The sequence below is a fragment of the Burkholderia sp. AU39826 genome (assembly GCF_020419965.1).
Classification (GTDB): domain Bacteria; phylum Pseudomonadota; class Gammaproteobacteria; order Burkholderiales; family Burkholderiaceae; genus Burkholderia; species Burkholderia semiarida.
On record NZ_JAIZQG010000001.1, the window covers coordinates 466,485 to 490,792 of the forward strand.

24 protein-coding genes are annotated in these 24,308 nt (G+C 67.7%); 7 read left to right on the top strand and 17 right to left on the bottom strand.

Going from position 1 to position 24,308, the window contains the following annotated elements; translation table 11 throughout:
* Positions 1-147 precede the first annotated feature (147 nt).
* Complete coding sequence (locus LGM42_RS02120; RefSeq protein ID WP_059574399.1) at positions 148-921, top strand: IclR family transcriptional regulator C-terminal domain-containing protein; 774 nt, start codon at positions 148-150, stop codon at positions 919-921.
* 18 nt (positions 922-939) lie between these two features.
* Here LGM42_RS02120 and LGM42_RS02125 read toward each other — a convergent pair whose 3' ends face one another.
* From LGM42_RS02125 to LGM42_RS02150, 6 genes are all read right to left on the bottom strand, one after another.
* The gene (locus LGM42_RS02125) at positions 940-3,240 is read right to left on the bottom strand and encodes an ATP-dependent DNA helicase (RefSeq protein ID WP_226231445.1); all 2,301 of its coding nucleotides are present in this window, start codon (positions 3,238-3,240) and stop codon (positions 940-942) included.
* Positions 3,237-4,931: a VRR-NUC domain-containing protein gene (locus LGM42_RS02130; protein WP_060310956.1), complete on the bottom strand. Its 1,695-nt coding sequence runs from the start codon at positions 4,929-4,931 to the stop codon at positions 3,237-3,239. The genes LGM42_RS02125 and LGM42_RS02130 overlap by 4 nt, the downstream gene beginning before the upstream one ends.
* 97 nt (positions 4,932-5,028) lie before the next feature.
* Complete coding sequence (locus tag LGM42_RS02135) at positions 5,029-5,931, bottom strand: MipA/OmpV family protein (RefSeq protein ID WP_196493561.1); 903 nt, start codon at positions 5,929-5,931, stop codon at positions 5,029-5,031.
* Between the two features lie 182 nt (positions 5,932-6,113).
* Positions 6,114-6,425 carry a hypothetical protein gene (locus LGM42_RS02140; protein WP_059574402.1) on the bottom strand — a complete coding sequence of 104 codons (312 nt, stop codon included), beginning with the start codon at positions 6,423-6,425 and terminating at the stop codon, positions 6,114-6,116.
* A 14-nt stretch (positions 6,426-6,439) separates the two neighbouring features.
* Entirely contained in the window at positions 6,440-6,637 is a 198-nt protein-coding gene (locus LGM42_RS02145; protein WP_060310957.1) for a hypothetical protein, read from the bottom strand.
* An 81-nt stretch (positions 6,638-6,718) separates the two neighbouring features.
* Positions 6,719-7,018, bottom strand: coding sequence for a hypothetical protein (locus LGM42_RS02150; protein WP_060310958.1), 300 nt, complete (start codon positions 7,016-7,018; stop codon positions 6,719-6,721).
* Positions 7,019-7,138: 120 nt separating this feature from the next.
* Between LGM42_RS02150 and LGM42_RS02155 the strand changes: the two genes are divergently transcribed.
* The 3 genes from LGM42_RS02155 to LGM42_RS02165 all read left to right on the top strand — a co-directional run bounded on the left by LGM42_RS02155 (position 7,139) and on the right by LGM42_RS02165 (position 8,770).
* Positions 7,139-7,387, top strand: coding sequence for a hypothetical protein (locus LGM42_RS02155; RefSeq protein ID WP_060310959.1), 249 nt, complete (start codon positions 7,139-7,141; stop codon positions 7,385-7,387).
* Between the two features lie 346 nt (positions 7,388-7,733).
* On the top strand, positions 7,734-8,165 hold the full coding sequence (locus LGM42_RS02160; protein WP_059574406.1) for a CBS domain-containing protein: 432 nt from the start codon (positions 7,734-7,736) through the stop codon (positions 8,163-8,165).
* Positions 8,166-8,266: 101 nt separating this feature from the next.
* Positions 8,267-8,770: a PRC-barrel domain-containing protein gene (locus tag LGM42_RS02165; protein WP_226222096.1), complete on the top strand. Its 504-nt coding sequence runs from the start codon at positions 8,267-8,269 to the stop codon at positions 8,768-8,770.
* A gap of 22 nt (positions 8,771-8,792) precedes the next feature.
* Here the strand turns inward: LGM42_RS02165 and LGM42_RS02170 are convergent, their stop codons facing one another.
* The 4 genes from LGM42_RS02170 to LGM42_RS02185 all read right to left on the bottom strand — a co-directional run bounded on the left by LGM42_RS02170 (position 8,793) and on the right by LGM42_RS02185 (position 12,567).
* Entirely contained in the window at positions 8,793-9,368 is a 576-nt protein-coding gene (locus tag LGM42_RS02170) for a DUF4142 domain-containing protein (RefSeq protein WP_226231446.1), read from the bottom strand.
* A gap of 102 nt (positions 9,369-9,470) precedes the next feature.
* Entirely contained in the window at positions 9,471-10,016 is a 546-nt protein-coding gene (locus LGM42_RS02175) for a hypothetical protein (RefSeq protein ID WP_059574409.1), read from the bottom strand.
* Positions 10,017-10,096: 80 nt separating this feature from the next.
* Positions 10,097-10,507 (bottom strand): BON domain-containing protein, encoded by a 411-nt coding sequence (locus LGM42_RS02180; RefSeq protein ID WP_226231447.1) that lies wholly within the window; start codon positions 10,505-10,507, stop codon positions 10,097-10,099.
* Between the two features lie 68 nt (positions 10,508-10,575).
* A complete protein-coding gene (locus LGM42_RS02185) occupies positions 10,576-12,567 on the bottom strand; it encodes an ATP-binding protein (protein WP_226231448.1) in 1,992 nt (663 codons plus the stop codon).
* A 445-nt stretch (positions 12,568-13,012) separates the two neighbouring features.
* Here LGM42_RS02185 and LGM42_RS02190 point away from each other — a divergent pair, with 445 nt between their 5' ends.
* Positions 13,013-13,990 carry a sigma-54 interaction domain-containing protein gene (locus LGM42_RS02190; RefSeq protein WP_059639467.1) on the top strand — a complete coding sequence of 326 codons (978 nt, stop codon included), beginning with the start codon at positions 13,013-13,015 and terminating at the stop codon, positions 13,988-13,990.
* Positions 13,991-14,041: 51 nt separating this feature from the next.
* Here the strand turns inward: LGM42_RS02190 and LGM42_RS02195 are convergent, their stop codons facing one another.
* Positions 14,042-15,841, bottom strand: a complete 1,800-nt coding sequence (locus LGM42_RS02195; RefSeq protein ID WP_226231449.1) for a methyl-accepting chemotaxis protein — start codon at positions 15,839-15,841, stop codon at positions 14,042-14,044.
* Positions 15,842-16,040: 199 nt separating this feature from the next.
* Entirely contained in the window at positions 16,041-16,295 is a 255-nt protein-coding gene (locus LGM42_RS02200) for a DUF3562 domain-containing protein (RefSeq protein WP_059574414.1), read from the bottom strand.
* Between the two features lie 545 nt (positions 16,296-16,840).
* Here LGM42_RS02200 and LGM42_RS02205 point away from each other — a divergent pair.
* Both LGM42_RS02205 and LGM42_RS02210 read left to right on the top strand, forming a co-directional pair.
* Complete coding sequence (locus LGM42_RS02205; RefSeq protein WP_059639465.1) at positions 16,841-17,275, top strand: hypothetical protein; 435 nt, start codon at positions 16,841-16,843, stop codon at positions 17,273-17,275.
* Positions 17,276-17,308: 33 nt separating this feature from the next.
* Positions 17,309-17,461, top strand: coding sequence for a hypothetical protein (locus tag LGM42_RS02210; protein WP_155644494.1), 153 nt, complete (start codon positions 17,309-17,311; stop codon positions 17,459-17,461).
* A 306-nt stretch (positions 17,462-17,767) separates the two neighbouring features.
* Here LGM42_RS02210 and LGM42_RS02215 read toward each other — a convergent pair whose 3' ends face one another.
* From LGM42_RS02215 to LGM42_RS02235, 5 genes are all read right to left on the bottom strand, one after another.
* On the bottom strand, positions 17,768-18,703 hold the full coding sequence (locus LGM42_RS02215) for a universal stress protein (protein WP_060310965.1): 936 nt from the start codon (positions 18,701-18,703) through the stop codon (positions 17,768-17,770).
* A 223-nt stretch (positions 18,704-18,926) separates the two neighbouring features.
* Complete coding sequence (locus LGM42_RS02220; protein ID WP_226231450.1) at positions 18,927-20,309, bottom strand: amino acid permease; 1,383 nt, start codon at positions 20,307-20,309, stop codon at positions 18,927-18,929.
* Positions 20,310-21,030: 721 nt separating this feature from the next.
* Complete coding sequence (locus LGM42_RS02225) at positions 21,031-22,698, bottom strand: ShlB/FhaC/HecB family hemolysin secretion/activation protein (RefSeq protein ID WP_185716477.1); 1,668 nt, start codon at positions 22,696-22,698, stop codon at positions 21,031-21,033.
* Positions 22,699-22,781: 83 nt separating this feature from the next.
* Positions 22,782-23,120 (bottom strand): small multidrug resistance protein, encoded by a 339-nt coding sequence (locus tag LGM42_RS02230; RefSeq protein WP_124859007.1) that lies wholly within the window; start codon positions 23,118-23,120, stop codon positions 22,782-22,784.
* On the bottom strand, positions 23,117-24,307 hold the full coding sequence (locus tag LGM42_RS02235; protein WP_226231451.1) for a hypothetical protein: 1,191 nt from the start codon (positions 24,305-24,307) through the stop codon (positions 23,117-23,119). The genes LGM42_RS02230 and LGM42_RS02235 overlap by 4 nt, the downstream gene beginning before the upstream one ends.
* Position 24,308: the final 1 nt, after the last annotated feature.

Consider the following 24,308-nt stretch of genomic DNA (forward strand, 5'->3'; position numbering starts at 1 on the left):
CGTCCTCCTTGAATGGATGTCGCCGACTCTATATCGGCCCCTATCCCACGGGCAAGGATGGCGGATCAACCGACCTCCCGCTCCCCCACAACTCGCGCGATAATCGCCCACTCCCGCGCGAACACCGCGCGCCACCGCCCACCCGTGATGACGAAAAAGCCCGACCTCGACCGACGCGACTGGATTGCCGGCCTCGAAAAAGGCCTGATGATCCTGGAGGCCTTCGACAGCCAGCACGCGCGCATGACGCCCACGCAAGCCGCCGCGCGCACCGGCCTCACGCGCACGGCCGCGCGTCGCTACCTGCTGACGCTGGAATCGCTCGGCTACGTGTACACCGACGGCAAGCTGTATGGCCTCACGCCGCGCGTGCTGCGGGTCGGCTGGTCGTACTTCGATTCGGCGCGCCTGCCGCGCACGGTCCAGCCTTATCTGCAGCAGTTGAGCGCGTCGCTGAACGAATCGGCGTACGTCAGCGTGCTCGACGGCTGGGAGCTCGTGTTCATCGCGCGCAACGGCGTCTCGCGCGTGATGACGACGGGCTTCGTGCTCGGCGCGCGCGTGCCGGCGCCGCTGACGTCGCCCGGTGTCGTCCTGCTCGCCCATCATCCCGATCGCGAAGCCGTGCGCGCGTGGCTCGACGAGACCGAGCTGGCGCCGTTCACGCCGCACACGATCACCAACAAGGCGCGGCTGCTCGAACAGGTCGACCGGGCGCGCGAAGCCGGCTACGCGGCGATCGAGCAGCAATTGCAGGTCGGCGTACGCGGGATCGCGGTGCCGCTGAAGAACCGTCACGGCGAAGTCGTCGCCGCGCTGAGCACGAACATGCCAATCGGCGCGGAGACGACCGACGCGGCCGTGCGGCGCGTGCTGCCGCATCTGCAGGAAGCCGCGCTCGCGATGCTCAACGTGCTGTAGCAGCCGGCGCCGCCGCCGTCACCCGATCCGCCACCACCGCGGCAGCAGATCGCGCACTTCGCGCCGCCGGTAACGGTCGTCGATCAGATGCACGACGCCCTCGTCGTGCTCGGTGCGGATCACGCGCCCGGCCGCCTGCACGACCTTCTGCAGCCCCGGATACAGGTACATGTAGTCGTAACCGTTGCCGAAGCGCGCGTCCATCGCGCGCCGCATCTGCTCGTTGATGTCGTTGACCTGCGGCAGTCCGAGCGTCGCGATGAACGCGCCGATCAACCGCTCGCCGACCAGGTCGACGCCTTCCGAGAAGGCGCCGCCCAGCACCGCGAAGCCGACGCCGCGTCCGCCCGCGTCGAAGCGCGCGAGAAACGCGTCGCGCTCGCTTTCGGCCATGCCGGGCGCCTGCGCCCACACGGGGACGTCCGGATGGCGCGTCTGCATCAGCGCGACCACACGCCCGAGGTAGTCGAAGCTGCTCAGGAAGCCGAGATAGTTGCCGGGCCGTGCTGCGTATTGCGCGGCGATCAGGTCGGCGATTGGTTCGAGCGAACGATCGCGGTCGCGCCAGCGCGTCGACACGTGGCTCGCGACGCGCACCGTCAGTTGTTCGGCGCGGAACGGCCCGTCGACGTCGAGCCAGCCGGTATCGCCGGGCAGCCCGAGCGTGTCGCGATAGAAATGGAACGGGCTCAGCGTGCCCGAGAACAGTACGGTCGCGCGCGCGGCTTCGTAGCGCGGTGCGAGGAACCCGGCCGGGATCACGTTGCGCACGCACAGCGTCGACTGGACACGGCGCCGGCGGCCGGCCGTCGCGACGCCGTCGAGCGCCGGCTGGCGCGGCATCGGTTCGCCATGCAGCGTCGCGTCGAAGATCGACGCGCTGTCGAACGCCTCGGCCAGCACGCCGAACTGGATCGCCTCGAAATGAAAACGCAGCAGCGCGTCGCCGTTCGCGCGAGGCGCGTCGGTCAGGTGTTCGCCGATCGCCGCGACGAGGTTCTGCACGGCCGACACGATCGGGCCCGGCACCTCGGGATAGGCGGCATAGCGCTCGGCCTGCGCGCGATTGAGCGTACCCCACGCGCGGGCGAGCCGGTCGAATGCCTTGCGCAGCGCGGCGGGCGCGGCTTCGCGCGCGGCCGCGAACGCGAATGGATCGAGCGACGCGCTGTACATCTTGCGGGCGCGGTCGAGCAGGTTGTGCGCTTCGTCCACGAGCACGCCGACGCGCCACTGGTTCTGCTGCGCGAGCGTATGCAGCATTGCGCTGCCGTCGTAGTAGTAGTTGTAGTCGCCGATCATCATGTCCGACCAGCGCGCGAGCTCCTGCGCCAGGTAGTACGGACAGACGTCGTGCGCGAGCGCGGCGGCGCGCACGGTCTCCCGATCGAGCAGCCCGGCCTCGATCGCCGCCTCGCGCGCGGCCGGCAGCCGGTCGTAGAAGCCTTTCGCGAGCGGGCACGATTCGCCGTGGCACGCGTTGTCCGGATGCTTGCACGCCTTGTCGCGCGCGACGAGTTCCAGCACACGCAGCGGCAGCGCGGGCGTGCCGGCGCCGAGCGTCGTCGCCGCTTCGAGCGCGAGCGCGCGGCCGGGTGTTTTCGCAGTCAGGAAAAATACGTGATCGAGTTCGCCCTCGCCGCAGGCCTTCAGCAACGGGAACACGGTGCCGAGCGTCTTGCCGATGCCGGTCGGCGCCTGCGCCATCAGGCAGCGTTCGTCGCGTGCCGCGCGATAGACGGCCACGGCCAGCTCGCGCTGGCCGCTGCGGAACTGCCCATGCGGAAACGCGAGCGCGCGCAGCGCCGCGTCGCGCGCGGCGCGATGGGCCGTCTCGCGTTCGGCCCAGCCGACGAAGCACGCGCACTGCTCGGCGAAGAACGTCGCGAGCGCGCCGGCATCGAGCGTTTCCGTCAACACGGTCTCGCGCTCGGAGACGATGTCGAAATACACGAGCGCGACGTCGATTTCCTTCAGATCGCGCGCAGCGCACATCAGGTGCGCATAGACCTTCGCCTGCGCCCAGTGCAGCGCGCGGTGGTTGGCCGGCATCGCATCGAGGCTGCCGCGGTAGGTCTTGATTTCCTCGAGCCGGTTCGCCACGGGATCGTAGCCGTCCGCGCGGCCGCGCACGGTGAGCATGCCCCACGTGCCCGTCAGCGCGATCTCGGTTTCGTAGCGCGCGCCGCGCTTCGACGTGACCGCGCCGTGGCCGGCGATGCCTTCGAGCGCGGTCGGCGCGGGCGTGAAGCGCAGGTCGAGATCGCCGCGCCGCGCGGTGAACTCGCACATCGCCCGCACCGCGACGACGTAGCTCATGCGGACAACCCCGCCGCCTCGGCGTGCGCGACGCCCTCGCCGGCCCACTCGACGTCGACGACGCGCACCGGCATGCGGTGCGCGAGGCAGTAGGCGAGCCAGCGCGTCTGGTTGTCCTGCAGCCGGTCGCCGGGGCCCTTCACCTCGATCAGCTCGTAGCGGCGTTCGTCGGGCCAGAAGCGCACGAGATCGGGCAAGCCGGACCGGTTGCCGCGGATATCCGCGAGCAGGCGCGTGAACCACAGCCGCAGGTGCTCGGGCGGCAGGCACGCGAGCGCTTCGTCGAGCAACGCGTCGGTCAGCACGCCCCAGAACACGAACGGCGACTGCACGCCTGCCTTCGTCGCGAAATGCCGACGGATCGTGTCGCGGTACGCACCCGAATCGAGCTGCGCGAAGCACGCGTCGAAGGCCGCCGCGCGACGCGCGGCGAAATCGGGCGCGTGCAGGTCGGCCGGGCCGCGCTGGAACGGGTGAAAGAACGCGCCGGGCACCGCCGCGAACACGGGTTCCCAGCACAGCAGACCGAACAGCGAATTGATCAGCGTGTTTTCGACGTAGTGGACCGGCGACGCCGGCTGCGCGAGATGGTCGCGCACCGCGAATTCGACGCTGACGGATGCGTCGGGACGCGCGAGCACGAGCGTCTCGCGCGGGACCGCCGCGGCGGCGGCCGCGCGTTCGACCCGCTGGCCGGCGCGGCGCTGCAGGCGCGGCAGCATGCGCTCGACGCGCTGGCGCTCCTCGTCGCTCTCGAAGCCGCCGCGCGCGTCGAGCGCCAGCGCGAGCGCGTCGCCGTCGCGCCCGCAGCGTTCGAGTACGCGGATGCGCCGATGGCGGCTGCCGGGCCACGCGCTGCGCGTGTACGCGTCGAGCGCGGCGCACCAGTCGGCACGACGTTCGCATGCCTGGCCCAGCGCGAACAGCAGCTTCGCGCGGCGCGTCGCGAGCCACGGCTGCGCACAGTCGACCGCGTCCAGCGCGCGGATCAGATCGTCGAACGGCAGATCGTCGGGCCATGCGTCGAGCGCGTCGCGGCACATCTGCAGCGCGAGATATGCATCGACGTCGCCACGCTGCTGGAACGCGCGCGACGACGGCGCGATCGGCACGCTTTCGTACTGGAATACGCCGAGATCGGCGAGCACGAACTCGCTCCAGTCTTGATGCAGATTGCCGAAGAACATCAGCCGCAGCCGGTCGCACAGCGGGCCGACCGTCACGCGCAGCACGCGGTCGTCGGCCTGCGCGCACCACGCGTCGAGCGGTTGCGCGACGTCGTGCGCGGGCCTCAGCCGTTCGAGCCAGTCGGCCTTGCGCTCGCCAGCATGCGCGGCGAGCGACGGAAAGATGCGCAGCAGATCGGCCTTGGTCGACAGCGCGAACAGCTCGTCGAGCGTGAGCGCGGGCGCCGGATCGACCCAGCCGAGCGCGACGAGCGGCGCGGCGGCGTCGAGCGTGCAGCCGATCTCGTCGTACACGAGCTTGCTCGCGCGGAAATCCGAGCCGTTGCGCATCAGCATCCGCACGAGCAGCGCGCGCGACGCCTGCGGCAGCGTCGCGAACTGCCGGACGAACCCATGCTCGTGCGCGTCGAACAGGTCGTCGTAACGCTCGCCGAGCCAGGCCAGCGCGCGTTCGAAATTGGTCAGATAGTAAAACGCCGGAGGCGTCGGCGAAGCAGGCGTCACGGGGATCGATCACTGTACATTTGTACAGGTCGCAATCATATCAAATGTGGCGGCCAATGCCGCACGCGGTATCGCCGTTCCGCTGCCCCGGCTTCGGTCAGAACTGGTAATTCACCGACATGTCGAACACGCCGTTGGTCGACTGCTGCGTGATCGGGCTGCGCGCCGCGCGGCCGACGAGCTGCTCGAGCGCGCCGTCCATCGTGACGAACCAGTGCTTGTTCACGAACCACACCATCGTCACGCCCACGCCGGCCGACTTGATCCCGGCCCCGGACGAATAGGCCGGCAGCCCCGAGCGCGCCGCCGCCCCCTGGTTCACGCCGAACCAGCTGTTCATGTAGCGGGAATCGGCGAACGACACGGTGGGCCCCGCGAACCAGAAGAAGTGTTCGTTGCTGCCGGGCATCGGCATGTACGCGGAAAAATCGCCGGTCCAGCCGTTCGACCCGCCGATGCTGCGCCGCACGTCCGCGCGCAGCACGAGCGGGAAATCCTTCGAGACCACGTAGTCGGCCGCGAGCTTCATCACGGGCGCCGCATTGATGTTGTCGAGACCGTTCAGATGGCCGAGATCATCGGCCGAACGGCGCCCGAGGTCATAGCCGACCGACAAACTCACGCGCCAGTTCGGCCCGCGCAGCACGTTCGCGCCGAGCCCCTCGCCGGTCGACAGGAAGAACAGGTCGCGATAGCGGATATCGAAATTCGGGCCGCCCATCACGCGATAGCGGTCGGAGCCCGCATAGCGCGGCTGCAGCGTCATCGCGGCGCCGACGCTGACCTGCCAGGTCGGGATATTCGGATCGAAGAGTTTGCGCAGCGGTACGCCCGCCGTGTATTGCCATTCGCCGAGCGGCGAAGGCGTCTGGGCCGACGCGTCGCGGGCGTCGGCGGCGGCGAGCGCCGCGAATGCCGACAGGCTGGATACGAACCGGCGTGCGCCGGGGGACAGCAACAGGCGAGCAACAGGGGTCAAGGCGGTCTCCGTCGGTTGCATGAAAGGAACCTGAGGGAAAGCGCGTCGCGCTTCGTCGGCTGCAACGGCACGCAGCCTGCGGCGCGAACGTAGCATGCGCTGAATTAATGGACATCCTACGCGACGCGCGCACAGACGCAAAGCGCCCGCTGTATGCGGGCACTTTGCCGGAAGCCGGCATGAGCCGGCGGATGATTGCGGAATCAGAAACGCTCGACGTGATAGTCGCCGGCGAGCGCGGCCGGACTGCGCGTCGACATCATCCGGGAGAAACCGTCGGCGAGCCGGCCGAGCGCCAGCTGCTTCTGGCTGGCGTCCCAGTGCGTAAAGGTGTCGTACGCGACATCGTCGAACGAAACGGTCACGGCGACCGGGCGGCCGCTCGCGCGAAAGCCGATCTGCAGCACGCCGCCCGGCAATTCCTCGATGTGATAGTGCAGCGAACGCGATTCGAAATAGCGGCCCAGTACCTGAGCGATCGCGCGCTTGTCTGGCGATTGCACGTGAATGTCCATGACGGTCCTCCTTTTCAGTGTTCGCGCGGCCGGTGGTGACGCACTGCCGCGGCCGGCATCCGCATCGGCGGCGGGTTCGACGGCGGGTCGCCCTGCGGCAGCCCGTCGGGCACGGGCGGGTCGACCGGGTCGTCGTGCCCGGGCGGCGGCGGATCCGGTTCGACGTCGGGTGTCGTCGGTTCGGGGCGGTGCAGCATGGATGGCGTCTTCATGTCACTCCTGCGCGACGGCGCGCGCATCTCGATGGCGAGGCGAGCCCCGCAAGCGCCGTGCCCGCTCTCCCGCTGTTCCGTTCAATCGTCGTAAGCGGCCATGACGAGCCACATCGTGCGCCCCTCGGCGGACAGTTGCACGGCGAGCGCGAACGGGTCGGACGGTTCGCATTGCGCGACCAGCGCCTGCTGGGCCCGCTCCGGGCTGTCGTAGACGACGTCGTTCAGCTCGCGCACTTCGTCCTTGCCATCGAACATGCGCCGCTCCGGCCGGTAGACCCGCGATTCGCGCCTCCATGTATCGAAACGCTCGCGCACGTGGCCGAAATCGCCGCCGCATACGTTCGCGTCGTAACGTATCCTTTCCCTGGCTGCATTCATCGCGATGTCCTCTCGTCCAGACCGGACGTGTGCCCGGCCGTCCTGGCCGGCTTGCAAGCGCCGTGCCGCGTGCGCCGCGGGTACGCCGCTTGCGCTTCTCATCGACAAGGAGGTCCGACCATGATCGTTCACGCCACCGGCCGCCGCGACGCCGTGTCACCGGTTGCCGGAGTGCTCCGGCTCGCCACGTCGCGCCCGCCGTCCGAAGACAAGACGGAGGAGCGCATCGACGAAGGGCTTGAGGAGACGTTCCCGGCCAGCGATCCGCCCGCCGTCGGCGGTGCGACCCGTATCGACCCCGCCAAGCCGTCCGGCGAGCAGGAACGTCGCGCGCCGCACGTCCCTTCACCGCCACCCGATCACGGCTGACGGCGGCACCCGGCCTGCGGTGCGGCAGCGCATGCGCGGGGCGGCGAAATCAGGAGCGATTCGATGAAAGTCCTTGAACGCAGATGGCATGAAATCAGTGGCGCGGCCGGCGTCGCGGCACTGGCCGCGATCGAAAGCGCGGTGGTGCTGGCGATCGTCACGATGACGGGGATTGGCCACTGACGTCCCGCGTTGATGCCCCTGCCGCGAGGCGGCCGCCGCCGTGGAAGATGTACAAGCGGGCTGGCAAATTTCTCCGTCCTCCGGCCGTCCGGGCCCCGCGTGCGCGCATCGCGCGCGGCACGCGGCCTGCTCCCGTCTGGATCCGTTCACGAAGGAGGCGTTCATGTATCGCGTCAACGAGATCATGTCGCGCGACGTAGTGTGCGTCGCACCGACCGACACGATTCGCCGTGCGGCCGAATTGATGCAGCGCTTCGACATCGGCGTGCTGCCCGTGTGCGAGGGCACCGAGCTCGTCGCGATCGTAACCGACCGCGATCTGGCGGTGCGGGCGCTGTCGCACGGTCATTCTCCCGATACGCCGGTGCACGCGGTCGCATCCAGGCCGGTGCAGTGGTGCGTGGAAGACGACGGCGTCGGCGACATTCAGCAGCGGATGGCCGACGTGCAGTTGCACCGGCTGCCGGTGCTCGATCGCAGCCGGAAGCTGGTGGGCATGGTATCGCTCGGCGACATCGCGACGCGCGCGGGCGGCCCGGCACGCGACGAACTGGCCAATACCCTCGAGGACGTATCGCTGCCGCGCCGCCGCTGACCCGCATCTCTCATCGTTCTGCGTTGCCCGCTACCCCGGCGCCGTACCCGCGCGATGGATTTGCGCGCAGACCGCGGTGCCGCTTCGACCAGGAGGTTTCGATGACAACGGACAAACCGTCGCGCGACGCCGCGCGCATCGTCGGCGCGAACCCGCGCACGGCCGCCGGCGGGCCGGGGCCCGACGTGATGGCCGCTCGCACGCTCGAAGACGATCGCGTGCTGACGATGGACGGCGACGACATCGGCAAGGTGAGCCACATCATGCTCGACGTACGCGCTGGACGGATCGCGTACGCGGTCGTGTCGTCGGGCGGCTTGCTCGGGATTGGCGACAAGCTGCTCGCGGTGCCGTGGAACGCGCTCGTTCTCGACGCCGAGCGCGAATGCTTCGTGCTGCCGGTCGACACCGCGCGCGTGCGCGAGGCGCCCGGCTTCGACAAGAGCCGGTGGCCCGCGATGGCCGACCCCGAATGGGCCGAAGCGCTGCACGCGTACTACGGCAGCTCGCCTTACTGGCTGATCGAGGAAGGCGAAACGGCGCTCGATTCGCCGCCGTACGAGGCATCCCCCGGCGGCCCTGAAGACGGCACGCGGCAGCACTGAAGCGCACCCGCCGCAATGCGGGTCACTGCGCGGTGGCCACCGTCTTCGCGATTTGCCGCGCGGCGCCGAGGTGCGCCTTCAGCGTCGGCAGCGTGCGGGCCGCGAACGCGCGAAGCTGCGGGTCGCGACCGTCTTTCGCCTCGGTTTCGTAGAGCCGAACCGCCGCTTCATGCGCGCGGGGCCCGGCCAGCGCCACGTACGCCGTATCGAATGCGCGCCCGTCCTTCGCTCGCAATGCCGTCACCTCCGGATCCACGAGCATCCGCGTCTGGACCGGCACGCCCTTCTGCGCGCCGAGATGCCGCAATTCGTCTGCGATACGCGCGTGATCGTCGACCATCCGGCGGGCGAAGGCTTTCACGTCTGCGTTCGACGATCGATCGAGCGCGAGCTGGCCGGCCTGTCGTTGTACCTTGCCGATCATGCCGGCCTTGTCGACGAACTCGGCGTCGAGCCCGGCCGGCCGCTGCGTCATACCGGCCTCGTCGGCGGTCGAGCCCGGCCGGATGACGCCCGGCGCGACCTGCGCGGACGAAGCGGGCGGCGCCTGCGCGTCCGGCAGCGCGAACGTCCCGACACCGGCGGCGGCCATCAGCATGATGACTACCGGCCGACGCCCGCGTTGTTTCGTCCGGTTCGTTTTATTCATCCGGGCCTCCGATGTCGGGCGACGAAGCGGGGCCGGCCGCGCGGCTTCCCTTCACGCGGGACGATGGGCCGACGTGAAGAAATCGGTCCACGCGCCGTTGTGCCATGCACCCTCGGTGCGCTCCACCGACAGCGCGCCGGCGGCGAGCATCGTCCGCTCCGCGAACGCGATCGTGCGCCGCGTCACGTGCGCGGCCAGCACCACGCCGTTTTCGCATTGCTTCAGTGCGCCATGTCCCTCCGGTGCATCGCCGCGCATCCGGCCGAGCGCGCCGCACAACGCGCCGACATAGGCGCCGACGAGCGGCACGCCGATCCACGCGAGCGGGGAATGAAGCCCGCCCAGATGGAGCACCGCGGCGCCGGCGAGCCCGACGACCGCGCCGATGGCCACGCCTTCCAGCGCGCCGAGGCCACCCGGCCGCGCGGCGGAGTCCGCATAGACGTCGCCGCCGAGCCAGAACAGCGCGTGCTGCCCGGGTGGATTGAGAAAGAAGACCTTCACATCGTCCCGATGGATGGCGTGGCCGCGCAGTTGCTCCGCGCAGCGTTCCGCCTGCTCGAGCCGCGAGAAACGGCCCGCGATGATGGTGTCCATGTCGAACCCTCCTGCCCGGTGACGCGCAGGGTCGCGGGCGCGCGACGCCCGATCGGCCCGGCGCTGCCCCGCGCATCACATTACTTCCGGCGGATCTGCAGCTTGTCGCGCACGCCGCTCACGCCGCTGACGTCGTGCGCGACGCGGACCGCGGCCGCGCGTTGCCGATCGTCGGGCACGTTGCCCGTCAATTCGACCACGCGGTCATGGACCTGCACGTCGATGTCGCCGGAAGCCAGGCCGCGTTCGGCGACGAGCGCGGCCCTGACGCGGGACGCGAGCGTCGCGTCGCGGATCTGGCCCCCGACGGCCGACGCCTGGCTCGCCAGCTTCGCACGCGTGCCCTCCTCGGCCGATGCGTAGCGGGGCGTCGCGATCCATGCACACGACAACATCAGTATGCTCGCGATCCGCCCGATCGGCGTCCCGCGTCGGGTGCGTGCCGGCTTGCCGCCCGTGCCGGCGCGCCGCGTGCTTTCCGTTGCGTCCATCGTGCCTCCTTTTTCGTATGCGGCCGCGGCGGTCAGGCGGCCGGATAGCCGCGCCCGTGTATTGGCCGTCACCGCTCGCGCGGCTTCGCGTCGCCCGCGTCGCCCGCGTCGTCCGGGGCGACATCGACGATCACGCTCGCGAGGGTCGGCATGTCGACCGGCTTGCACAGGTACGCATCGAACCCGGCGGCCATCACGCGGCGCCGGTCGGTCTTGCCGGCGTGCGCGGTCACCGCGACGACCGGCAGATGCCCGCCGCCGTTCGGCAGGCGCCGGATCCGGTCCAGCAGCCAGTAGCCATCGCCATCCGGCATCGCGAGATCCGACAGCACGACGCTCGGCGGCTGCCGCGCCACCGCGTCGAGCGCGTCGTGCCCCGAACGCGCGGTCGATACCTGTGCGCCCATCGTTTCGAGCGCGGCCGCGAGGCTGGTGCGCGACGTCGCGTCGTCGTCGACCACCAGCACGCGCTGACCGTCGAGTGCGACCGTATTGGTCATGCCCTTCGCGCGCGCCGGCCGCTCCACCGGATCGTCGGCATCCCAGCCGGCCGGCAGCGTCACCGTGACGGTCGTTCCGCGCCCGGCGCCCGCGCTCGTCGCGACGACGTCGCCGCCGTGCAGCTGCACGATGTTGCGCACGATCGACAGGCCGAGCCCGAGGCCGCGCTTCGGCGACGTGAACGCGCCTTCCGGCCGGCTGAACGTCTCGAACAGATGCGGCAGGCGTTCCGGCGCGATACCTTGCCCGGTGTCGGCGACCGACAACCGTACGCGTTCGCCCGCGCGCGTCAGCGACACGTTGATGCGGCCGCCCGGCGGCGTGAACTTGATCGCGTTCGACAGCAGGTTCGACAGGACCTGGCGCAGGCGTTCGCCGTCCGCCGGAATCACGCAGGCCGGCATCGCGTATTCGGTCGACAGCACGAGCCCGTTTGCCTGCGCCGTCGCGTCGAGTTCGCGCGCCGCATCGCGCACGATCCGCACGAGATCGACCGGCACGCGTTCGAGGCGCAGCCGACCGGTCGCGAGGGACGACGCGTCGAGCAGATCGGCGACCATGTGCGACAGCGACCGCGCGCTGCGGTCGATCGCGTCGACCGCCTGTTGCGCGAAGCCCTGCCCGTCGGCGTTGCGCAGTACCTCGACCCAGCCGTAGATCACGTTCAGCGGCGTGCGCAGTTCGTGCGAGACCGTGGCCAGCAGCTCGTCCTTCAGCCGGTTCGACGCATCGGCCTGCACGCGCGCGTCGCGAGCGCCACGCAGGGAACGCAGGTCGCGGCGCTCGCCGCGGCGGCGTTCGCCCGCTTCGCGCAACATCAGCGACAGGCCCGTGCAATGGCCCTCTGCATCGACGATCGGCGAAGCGGCGAAGGTGGCGCGAAACCGGCCGCCGTCGTGGCGCACGCACAGTACGTCGAGCGGCCCGACCGGCGCGCGCAGGTCCGCGAACGACGCCGGCACCGCATGCCGGCGCAACCAGCGCGGCGCGATCATCGTGACGACGTCGCGTCCGCGCGCCTGCGCCGCATCGATGCCGAAGATTCGTGCCGCGGCCGGATTCCAGCTGGTGATGCGGCGCGCGGCGTCGATCCCGACGATCGCATCGGGCGACGCATCGACCACCTGACGCAGCAGCCCGTCGTCGGTCACGCCCGCGCCGGCGGAAGGCTCGCGGTGCGGCGGGTGCGGGCCGCCGCGGGCGTCGTCGAACGCGCGCGGACGATCGTTCGCGAGCAGCGGCTTCACGGACGCCACCAGCACGCATTCGACGAAACCGATCGCGACGAACGTGCCGGCTTGCGCGAGCAGCGTCGCCAGCGGCGCGGCGCGCCACCACCATGCGGCGATCACGCCGACGCTGGCGGCGGTCGCGACCAGACCGCCGCCGAACGACGTCAGCCATGCGGCAGCCGCCACGCCGGCATAAAAAGGCAGCGGCGCAAATGGCGCGTGCTCGCCGACAGCCCGGATCGCCCACGCCTGCAGCGCGGACGCGAGCCCGACGGCCAGTACGACCCATGCACCCTGCCGGAATAGCTCACGGGTCAGAGTCCTCATTGCATCCTTGCATCGCGCCGGCTCCCGTCGTGCGGGGGGAATGCCGCCTTTCGGCCATCCGGCATGCCGTCGAACGCGCCGGGGCGAGCTTGAGGGCGTCAGCAAGGGACGTACCCGGGGGGCGCGTTCGCGGCAACCCACGGCCAGAGCCCGCCCCGACGCCCGCTGGGGCCGGCCCCGGTGGGGGTTGGGGTGGCCGCGCGCGCCGCCGCGATGTGTCGCCGGCCGCTTTTTTATCGAGTTTCTGTAAAAAAGCTTCGGTCCTGACCGAAGGGCCTTCCGCGCAGGACGCGCGAGAAGCCCGATGGCCGGTTGCTTTCACTCACGCCGCGCACATTGGAATTTTCTATTCGGCGGCACCTTCGCGGTCGTTTCGCTGTCGATGATAAATATTGCAATCAACGGAACGTGCGATGCCGTTTTTCAAAACGGCCCGTGAACGCCTATGGGTGAATCCGCCAACCGGGCGAAGCAGCGCGCAGACGGTCGCCGGCTGTCCGGCCGGTCCGCCGCGATGCGCACGCTGCTCGCCCGCATCGAGAAAATCGCGCCGACCCGCGCGAGCGTGATGATTGCCGGCGAAAGCGGGGTCGGCAAGGATATCGTCGCGCGGCGGCTGCACGATCTGAGCGCGCGACGCGACGGTCCGTTCGTGCCGATGAACTGCGGCGCGATTCCGCCCGACCTGGCCGAGGCGCATCTGTTCGGGCACGAGAAAGGCAGCTTTACCGGTGCGATCACGCAGCGTGAAGGCTTCTTTGAAGCCGCGCGCGGCGGCACGCTGCTGCTCGACGAGGTCGCGGAAATGCCCGCGGCGCTGCAGGTGAAGCTGCTGCGGGCGATCGAGTCGAACACGATCGTGCGCGTGGGCGGCACCGAATCGATTCCGCTCGACGTGCGGTTCGTTTCGGCCACCCGTCACAATCCGGCCGACGCCGTGCGCGACGGCCGGTTGCGCGAGGATCTGTTCTACCGGCTCGCCGCGTTCGCGATCTACGTGCCGCCGCTGCGCCAGCGCGACGGCGACGTCGAGACGATCGCGCAGGAATTCGTCGACACGCTGAACGCGCGGCATCGCGCGCACAAGCGGCTGACCGACGCGGCGATCGCCGCGTTGCGCGCGTATTCGTGGCCCGGCAACGTGCGCGAACTGCACAATACGATCGAGCGTGCATACATCCTGTCGGACGAAGGCATCGACGTCGCGCTGCCCAAGCAGCCGCTGCCGGCGGCCGCCAGCACGTCGGAAGGCGCGATGGCGCTGCCGCTCGGCGCGACGCTGCACCATGTGCAGCAACGCTTCATCGCGGAGACGTTGCGTCACTTCGACGGCAACAAGCCGCGCGCGGCCAAGGCGCTCGGCATCAGCCTGAAGACGCTCTACAACCGGCTCGCGCTGATGCGCGACCAGGGCGGCTCGTGAGCGGCGCGGCCCGCATGGCGCGGGCCGCGAGCCACCCGGCCACTGGGCGCGTCAGGCGACCTTGAACTGCCCGACCGTCGTCGCCAGCGCATTCGCCTGGGACTGCAGCGCGGTCGCCGCCGCCGTCGACTGTTCGACCAGCGCCGCGTTCTGCTGCACCATTTCGTCGAGCTGGCTGACCGCGCGGTTCACTTCCTGGATGCCGCGCGTCTGCTCGTTCGCCGCGTGCGTGATCTCGGAGATGATGGTCGTCACGTTCGCCACGTTGGACACGATCTCGCGCATCGTGTCGCCGGCCTGGCGCACCTGCCCGGACCCGGCCGACACGCTCGCGACCGTCGATTCCACCAGCACCTTCACTTCGCGCGCGGCCTGCGCGCTGCGTTGCGCGAGGCTGCGCACTTCCTGCGCGACGACCGCGAAGCCGCGGCCCTGCTCGCCCGCCCGCGCCGCTTCGACGGCCGCGTTCAGCGCGAGGATGTTGGTCTGGAACGCGATCCCGTCGATCACGCCGATGATGTCGCCGATCCGGCCCGACGCTTCCTCGATCTTCCCCATCGTCGCGACGACGTCCGACACGACCACGCCGCCGTGCGACGCGATCCGTGATGCGGCCGCCGCGCGTTCGTCGGCCTGGCTGGCGGCGGCGGCCGACTGACCGACGGTCGCGGTGATCTCTTCCATCGACGCCGCGGTTTGCTCGAGGCTCGCCGCCGCCGATTCGGTACGCGATGACAGGTCCTGGTTGCCGGCCGCGATCTCGTTCGCGGCCGTGCGCACCGATTCGCTCGCGTCGCGGATCTGGCGCATCACGTCGTTCAGCTTGTCGACGAAGCTGTTGAACGAGCGTGCGATGTCGGCCACTTCGTCGCGGCCGGCGGCCGGCAGGCGCTGCGTCAGGTCGCCGGCGCCCGAGCCGATCGCGGCCATCGCCTGGCGCACCTGCGACAGGCGGCGGAATGCCGTCGTGGTGAGCGCGCCGATGATCAGCGACGCCACGCCGACGATCACGATCAGCGTAATCAGCGACGCGGTCAGCAGCGAACGCATGCCGGCCGTCGCTTCGGCCTTGTCGAGCAGCACCAGCGCGTACCAGTCGGTGCCCGGCACGGGTTTCGCGCGCACCAGCTTCGCGTCGCCGCCGACGCCGACCTCGACCGGCGCGTTCGCCGCCGCGATCGATGCGACGCCCAGCGAACCGAGTTCGGGCGATACGTCGGCGACCGGCTTCAGCGTGAGCTTCGCATCCGGGTGCGCGACGACGTGGCCGCTGCTGTCGATCAGCATCCCGAAGCTCGCCGGCGTCGGGCGGATCGACTTGACGTTGGCGATCACGCTGTCCATCGACAGGTCCGCGGCGACCACGCCCTTCAGCGCGCCGTCGCGCAGGATCGGCACCGCGAACGTGACGACGAGGTTGCCGGTGCCGGCATCGACGTACGGCGGCGTCACGACCGGCTTGCCGGCCTGCGCGGCCTGCTTGTACCACGGGCGGCCGGTCGGGTCGTAGTCGGGCGGGATGCCGGTCGGGTCGGAGAAGTGGAACGCCTTGTCCGCATAACCGGCATAGACGTTCGTGAAGCCACCGGCCGCGGCCATCTGCTTGAACACCGGCAGCGGATCGGGCGTCAGCGCGGCATCCTGCAGCGACGCGATCATCCGGCTGCGGGTCGCGACCCAGTCGGCGATCCCCACCACGTGGCCGCTCGCGACTGAAACCAGGTTGCGGTCGATCGCGTCGTCGTTGTACGAGCGTGCGATGAAATAGTTGATCAGGGTCGTGGCGACGAGCGCGAATACGACGATGGAGACGCACGCGGCGAGAATGCGGGCGCGAATGGACGAAAACATGGCAACGACTCGGTAAGAGCGGGCGAACGCCCGGTGGACGAATTCACCGGGTAAACGGCAAATCGCACCACTTTCTTGAGGTCGTCGTGACGATTCAGTGAAACATATGACGAAAGGCGCCGGCGACTGTCGGCGGACCGTCAGGATGGCTGGCGCGACGGGCGCGCCGTGCGCCGGGCCCCCAACCGGCCGCCATCCGCTACAGCCGACGGCTCGGCCGCGGATCGGTGTCCGCGGGCGCCGCATCGGCGCGCGTGTCACGGTCGAGGTCGTCCTTCTGGCGCATCCGCTCACGCAGATGGCGGATCGCGAATACGTGGATGTAGTCGTGCACGCGCGCGCCCGACGACAGCGCGCGCACTTCGTCGTCGAGCATCGCACGCAGCTGATCCGCGCCGATCGCGCGCCGTTCGGCGGCTTCCTTCAGTGAATCGAGCAAATTGTCCTTGGACATCGACGGACTCCTGGCGGTCGAGGAACGAAACGGATGACGGTACTGGAAGCTTAAGACTGGATGGACGCGCGGCGTACGATGCGCCGACGCGTGTTTGCGCGCGATCAACGGCACGTTGCGTGCCGCCGCGCCGATCCGTTTCCGGACCGGCCCCGCGAAGTTCGCGGGGGCACATGGCCTGCGAACGACACCGGAAACCCTGCCACGCCACCCCGGGGCGCGGCACTGGTGACGGACGGCAGGTGGAACGCCATGCGACGCCGGTGCAGACGCGAACTTAGACCGGCCGAAATCATGCGTCAAGCCGCGCCGCGCGCGTACCGTCCATTCGTCGAACGAACGCGCCGAATCGGCCGGTCGGCCGCCACGTGTGTCAGCGGATTCCGATACGTGTCGCGCCATTTCCTGACAACGACTTCAGCACGCACCGCTTGGCAGCGCGCCGCCGCCACACGATACTGATCACATGAACCAGGCGTTCATACCGGAACATCGCTCAGCCGGCCACCGAGCCGGCACGCGGGGTTCCGCGCAGGAGACCAACCATGGCACATCGCAACTTACCGGGCCGGGACGGCCAGCGGCGCACGTCGGGCAACGCGCGCGCCCTGCCCGACCGGGCCGCGTCGGCCGGCAACCGTCCGTCCGACGACCTCGACACCTTGCTCGCGCTCGCACGCGAGGCCGGATTGCTCGTCACGCTGGACGGACAGATCGGCCGCGAAAAGTATCAGAGCGTCGCGGGCTCGGTCCTCGCATTGCAGCGGTTCGCCGCGGCACTGTGTGCGCGAAACGCGGCCGACGCGCCGGCCGCATCGGAGCCGCGTCGCAAGGCGCGCCCGGGCTGGCCGCATGCGAATCGTTTGCGCAGCCGCACGTGCAGCGCATGCGCGCCGCTGCATGTCGTGCGTCCGCATGGGCGGGTACGACGCGGCGCGGGCCGCCGGCACGACCTGCGATCGATTCTTCGTACCCTCTGATCCGCGCACGTAACCGATGCGCGGCACGGGGCCATGCAATGGTTGCGCGCGCGTCACGACCCGGCCGCCACGCCGGCGTCGCGCCGTGCATCCGCCATGCTCGACGCGATCCGTATCGAGGTGACCGCGCTCGACGACGCGCCGCTCGACGCGGCCGCGTTCCAAACCATTCGTTCGGGGAAGTGAATTCGACGGGGCCACGCGGAAAGCGGACGGGGTGACTTCCACCCCGCCCGTCCTCCAAGGCAACCGTCGGTTGCCTACCCTCGTGCCAGAGAGTTCCCGGTCGGTTGACGCGCCGGACAAATACGTGGCGCGACTCCTGAAACGATGTGACATGTGACGGCGGCGCGTGCGACCGTGATCGCCACTCGCATGCAGGCGCGGCAGACCGGCCGCGGCGCCGGATGTTCCATCACTGTCTCACGCGATATGCGCGGCGTTTCTGATGCAAGTCAATCCAGAACCGCTTCCACCGCCACGATGCGCGACTCAGTCCGCGCCGCGCACCAGCAGCACGGGCACTTCCGCGAGATGCGCGACCCGCCGCGCGACGCTGCCGATCAGCCACGCGGCGATGCCGCGACGGCCATGCGTGCCGACCACCAGCAGCTCCGCCCGCCAGTGCACGGCATCGCGCATCAGCGCATGGGCCACGTCGTCGCTGGTCGGACGCGTTTCGACGATGGCGCGCTTGGTTGGATTGCCCGTCGCATGGAACAGCGGGCCGACCTTCGCGAGCGCATCCTCGCCCTCCGCGCGGTACGCATCCTCGAGCGCGCGTACCGGCACGACATCCGTCAGACGAACCGCGCGATCGATCACGTACGCCGCATACAGCAACGTCGTCGGCGCCGCGAAGCCGAGGCCGACGCGCACCGCGTGCAGCGACGGCTCGCTGCCGTCGACCGCGAACATCAGCCGCTGCAGCGTGCCGTCCGACGGCCGTCCATAGGTGCCCGGCACGATCAGCAGCGCGCAGCGCGCGCGTTTCGTCAGCATGTCCGACATCGCGCCTTCGACGAGCCGCAACAGCCCGTGATGCGGATTCGCGCCGATCACCAGCACGTCCGCATGCCACGTCGACGTATCGTTCACCAGCGCGTCCGCTACCGAGCCGCCCGTGACCGACGTATCGATGACCGCCAGTTCGACTTCGATGTCGCTGTCGTCGAACAGCGCCGCGATCCGCTCGCCGGTAGCCTGCGCTTCGCGCATCATGTCCTCGCGCGCGGACGTCAGTAGCGCGTCGATGCGCGGAATGTCGGGCAGCACGAGACGCGGATTGTCGACCGCGCAAATGATGCGCAATCGCATGCCGGGACGCAGCAGCGTGCGCACGTAACGCGCGGCGGTCAACGATTCGGGCGTCGAATCGACGGCCAGTGCGATCCGAGCGAGCGTCGGGATGGGCTGGGCAGGCTGCATGGCGAAGGCCTCCGTGCGTGCACGTCGTCGCTGAACGACGACGGGCGCTTCGCGCGGTAGCGGCACGCGGCGGCCGGACTGCCGCCGCGGTCGCGGGGACCGGCGCGGTGCCACGCGAAGCGCGGACAAGCAATGCGTTCGTTCAGCATAGGCCGTCCGGCCCGCGCGTGCATGATCGCGATCAATGATCGCGAACGGTCGCGCGGCATCCTCCCCGCGCGGCTTACGACTTCGTCGGCATCGACTCGGCCGGACGGTTCGCATGGAACAGCGCGTACGCGATGCCGAGCAGCACGATCCACACCGGCCCGATCACGAGCGCGACGCGCGTGTCGGGCGTGAGCGCCATCAGCACGACGACCAGCGCGAGAAAGCCGAGCGCGACGAACGAACCGAGCGGATAGAACGGCACGCGGATCGGCAGGCGCGCGATCCTGTCGGCCGACAGCGTGCGACGAAAACGCATTTGCGCGATCAGGATCACGCACCACGTCCAGATCGCGCCGAACGTCGACACCGACGTGAGCCACGTGAACACGTGCTGCGGCGCGAGATAGTTGAGCAACACGCCGATCAGCAGCAGCGCGACCGACACGGCCACACCGTACACGGGCACGCCGCTGCGGTTCACGCGACCGAGGGCGGCCGGCGCCTGGCCCTGCTGCGCGAGGTTATAGAGCATCCGCGCGGTGCTGAACAGGCCGCTGTTGCACGACGACAGCGCCGCGGTCAGCACGACGAAGTTGATGATGCCGGCGGCGGCGGGAATGCCGAGCCGCGAGAACGTCATCACGAACGGGCTGCCCTGCGTGCCGATCTGGTCCCATGGATAGAGCGACATGATCACGAACAGCGCGCCGATGTAGAAAATCAGCACGCGCCAGAACACCGAATTCACGGCTTTCGTCAGCGACTTCTCCGGGTTGCGCGCCTCGCCGGCCGTGAGGCCGAGCATCTCCACGCCGAGATACGCGAACATCACGATCGGCAGCGCGGCGATCACGCCATGGATTCCATTCGGCATGAATCCGCCGTGCGACCACAGATTCGAGATGCCGGTCGCGATACCGCCGTTGCCGATGCCGAACGCGATCATCAAGCCGCCGCCGATGATCATCAGCACGATCGTGACGATCTTGATCAGCGCGAACCAGAATTCGAATTCGCCATACAGTTTGACCGCGATGAAGTTCACCGAGCCCATCGCCAGCAACGCCGCGAGCGCCCAGATCCAGTTCGGCACGCCCGGGACCCACATGTGCATGTAGACGCCGACCGCCGTGATTTCCGCCATGCAGGTGACGATCCACACGAACCAGTAGGTCCAGCCGGTCAGGTAACCGGCGAACGGGCCGAGGTAGTCGCGCGCATAGCGGCTGAAGGCGCCGGCGACCGGGTTGGTGATCGCCATTTCGCCGAGCGCGCGCATGATCAGGAAGATCGCGAGGCCGCCGAGCAGATAGGTCAGCAGGATGGCCGGGCCGGCCGTGCGGATCGCGGTGGCCGAGCCGAGGAGCAGGCCGACGCCGATCGTCGCACCGAGCGCCATCAGGTTGATGTGCCGTTCTTCCAGCCCGCGGTGCAGCTGGTCTTCTGGTTGTTTCAAATTCGTCTCCTGGCAGCCGCGAGCGGGCCGCCGTCATTGTGTCGATGACAATGCGCGACCGTTCATGCCGATTTCGGCAGCCGAAAACGAAATAATCCCCGTTGTCGATTTCCGAATGAGAAACGACACGGATACCGCGTCAATTCGGTTGGAATTGTCGTGGATTATCCGTATTTCCCTGCGCCACCTGGAAAACGGATATGGCCTTTCACGGAATACACCCGGGCGGCCCGCGTGACGCGGCTGTGCGCGTGACGAGCCGTAACGGGATCCATCGCCTTCGGTGCGAACGAACGCGCGTCGAATGTGTGCAATCAAGCACACGCAATATGCAGGCGGGATTATAGGGAGGATCGGCGGTTTCACGCCAGGCGATTTTGGGGAAAATCGCGGCGGGTGAAAGTGGTTGTGGATTGAAATGCGCGGGATGGCGCGCGCGTTCTGATCTTCAGACGCCGATATATGGGAGCGACTGCGACGCCACCAGCTTCGGCCGCGTCGGACATGCGCACCGACAGAGGTCGTCGCAGGTCGCCGACCGTCGGCCGTTCGGTCAGGTGCCTGAAGGACACGGGCCATTGTATGCGACCGTGCTGGATGGCTCGCTTAGCCGCGGAAGCCGGTCAGTTCCCTGTTTTCCTGCTTCGATTGCTGTCGGGACTTCGCGATTGCCGACTATGCGAAATACAACACGAGATCGCGACGGGCGTCACGATTCCGGTCAAAATTGGGCCGTCACCTGAAATCCGACCGTCACGCGTGCGGTCGGAAATCCAGACGGCTTGTAGACCGGCGTACCGGCGAACAGGTCGTAACCGTAGCCGCCGAAACGTGTCGCTACGCTGCCTTTGATGCCAATTACCGCCCCGGCCAACTGCGTACCGACCAACGCAACCGGCTGCGGCCCCCAAACGCGACCGTAGTCCAATCCTGCATAAATCGCCTGTCCGGTTTGTCCGATCGGCATCTGCAGTTCGTTGCGCCAGTAGAAACCGCGTGCCGCCGCCAGCATCGTTTCGCCGTCGAAACCGCGAACCGTGTAGCGACTGCCGATCGTCAAGTCATCGATGTAGTACAGCGAGTTCCCGGTATATTGGCCGTGGATGCTCGTCACGTATCGGAACGGCTGCTTCGCGATCGCAAAAGGCACCGACAGGTTCGCGTCGAGTACCGCCATCTTGAAGCGGTAAGTCGGACCGCCGCCGGCAGCAAGAATGTCGTCCTGCGCGCCCAAACCCCCGACGCCCTGTCGGTACGCCAGCGTGCCGTCGAACTGCGCGCCGTCGAAGTAGTGACGGTCGGTCAGGCCGAATTCAACGAACGTGTTGTTGCGCCGCTGCTGCGAGATTTCCGTATCTTCGATGAAGCTCTGACCGAAGCGACGGGACAAGCGGACATAGCCGCCGAATACGTCGTTCTGGCTACGGGCAAGCACTCGAGCAAGCTTGAAATCGATCGTCTTCGAATTGCCGCTTGCAACGAATGTCTGATTAACGCCGGCGATCTGCTGGTAGTACGTGTTCGTGTAGGCCGATAACGTCGCGGTCCAGTAACCCCACGGAATCGAGTAGAAGCCGTTCCAGCCGTGCGAACCAAGGCGCTTGTCGCCAAGTTCAAGGTCCTGGCTCACGCCGACGTTGAAGATGTCGTTTAGCCCGAGTGGGTTGTCGATGCCGATCGACAGGTTGCCCTGTAGCTTCCCGGTCGCGCGCGTGCCGGAGTTGTCGATCGACGCCACCACAGTCCACGGTTTGCCACGCTTCACATCGAGCACGACATCGCTTTCGCCCGGTACATCGCCCGGAACGATCTGCATCGATACGTCTTGACTCTGTACGCGCTTCATCTGCTCCAGACCTTGCTCGAGGTCGCGCAGGTTCAACAGTTCGCCGTCGCGCGTCGGGAATGCGGTTTTCCATGTGCCACGCAGTTTTTCATCGGCGAAGCGCACGTGTCGGATCACGCCGGGAATCAGCGAGACTTTCAACGTACCGGACGACAAATCCTGTTCGGGGAGCAGCACGCGCGTCGTGATGTACCCGCGCGACAAAATGTCTTGCGACAGCGCCTTGATGAGCACATCAAGCCCTTGCTTGCCAACGCACTGCCCCGTGTAATGCTCAAGCCATTCACGCGCGAACGCGAAGCGATCCATGGGCAGTACGGACGCACCCTGCGCTTTCACGCCGTCCGGCAGTGAATCGGGAACGTCGACCGTGAAACGATCAATGCGGAAGCACGGTGTTTCGGTCGGAAGATGTGGATAGCCAGCACTCGCCGCGACACTCGAACGAACTCCCGGCGCGGAAACGATTCGTTCACGCTCGCGCGCTTCCTCCTGCTGACGAGCCTGTTGTTCGTTACCAAGCGGCTGTACCGACTGTGCCATCGCACAGGTCGATGCGATAAGCAACGACCCCGCGACAAGGCTCCCCCCCCGGATTTTCTTCTTCATGTATTTGATTCTCTCGATTACGCGTACCGCGTGACCATCCAGACCCCAATCAGGATGACGACAGCGCCGACGACCTGCATCGGCCGCAGCAGGTGTTCGTGTAACGCCGTGAACGACAACACAACGAGCATGGAAATCGCCACCATCGCCGGATACGCAACGCCTAGCGTTGTTTTGCGCAGCGCGATTGCGTAAAGGAGGAACCCGACTCCGTAGGCGCCTATGGCTGCCCCGCGGGCGATCCATGGCAACACGCTCGACTCACCCAGTGCGATTCCCTTGATAGCCGCAACTCGGAGCAATATGCTCGCGAGACCACCGAAAAAGCCACTTGCGACGACGATCAGCCAGTTCACCGCGCGGCCTCCGTCACGACCGCCACATCCGGCCGCGGCCCGGTGTTTGTGCGGATGCCATCGGATGCGCCCGTTTTTCCATCAAAAATCATATTGAATCGATTCGCGCCATGGAGCGCGATCAGCACGATGGCGGGAAAGACGACCGAAAAGTTTCGTGCCTCATCGCGGTAGCCGAAAAAGAAGAACAACACCAGCACCGGCAGGAATGCCGCAAAAAAATAGATACGGTATCGATGTGGCGTCGCGCGCCACGCCGAGCCGAAGAACACCGCAAGCGGTACAAGCATCAGCGGATTTTCGAGACTTGGCGTAAAGATGCCCTTGCCGATCAGGTTGTAGAACGACAGGTAAGACAAGGGATTAAGCCAGAATTTCACGTTATCCCAGACGTGAAATTCGACGAAACCACCTGCATTCGCGTCGTAGCCGCTCATGATGAAATGGCGCGTGCCCACGCAGATCACAAGCTGCAGCACCAGCCAACCGACTCGTTTCAATACCGGAACGTCACGCTCGTGTAGGAAAAATAGCGCGAGCGGAACAAGGAAGAACGTTTCCTTGTTCAGGGAGAAGATGGAAACCATCAACGTACACGCCAGCATCCGCTTCTTCAACAGGAAATAGCAGGCACCGAGTACGCCGAGCAGTTCGAAAAAGTCATAGTAGTAACCGCCCTGCTGAAACGTGAGCGGATAGACGAAGCCGAACGCCGCCAGAAAGCCAACGGATTGCCCGAAGTTCAGGCCGTGTAGTCTGGCCAGCTTGTAGACCAGCAACAGCGCGAACAGCGTCGACAACACGATCGCGATGTACGTCAGGTGATAGACGAGTGCCACGATCGGTGTCCAATATTCGTCCGGCACACTGGTGAAATAGGCGTTGTGCAGCGAATCATGTCGTTTGATCGATTTGAAAAGCTTTTCCTGCTTTTCCTGTCCAAGCCGCTCGGCTACCCATTTTGCGGCTCGCGGGAACGACGAGCGATAGACATACGGCTTTGGTGCCTCGCCGTTCATCATGCCGACGAGGCTGTAGCTGGTTGCGAAATCCCCTTTCTGGTCGTCGCGAAAACCCCACTTCAGCAACATGCTGTTGGTGATGTTTCCCGCGCATACGAACAGCAGCACATAGACGATGGCGAAGCGGCAGAACGCCAGCACGCGGTTTTGGTTTTTTTCTGTCATA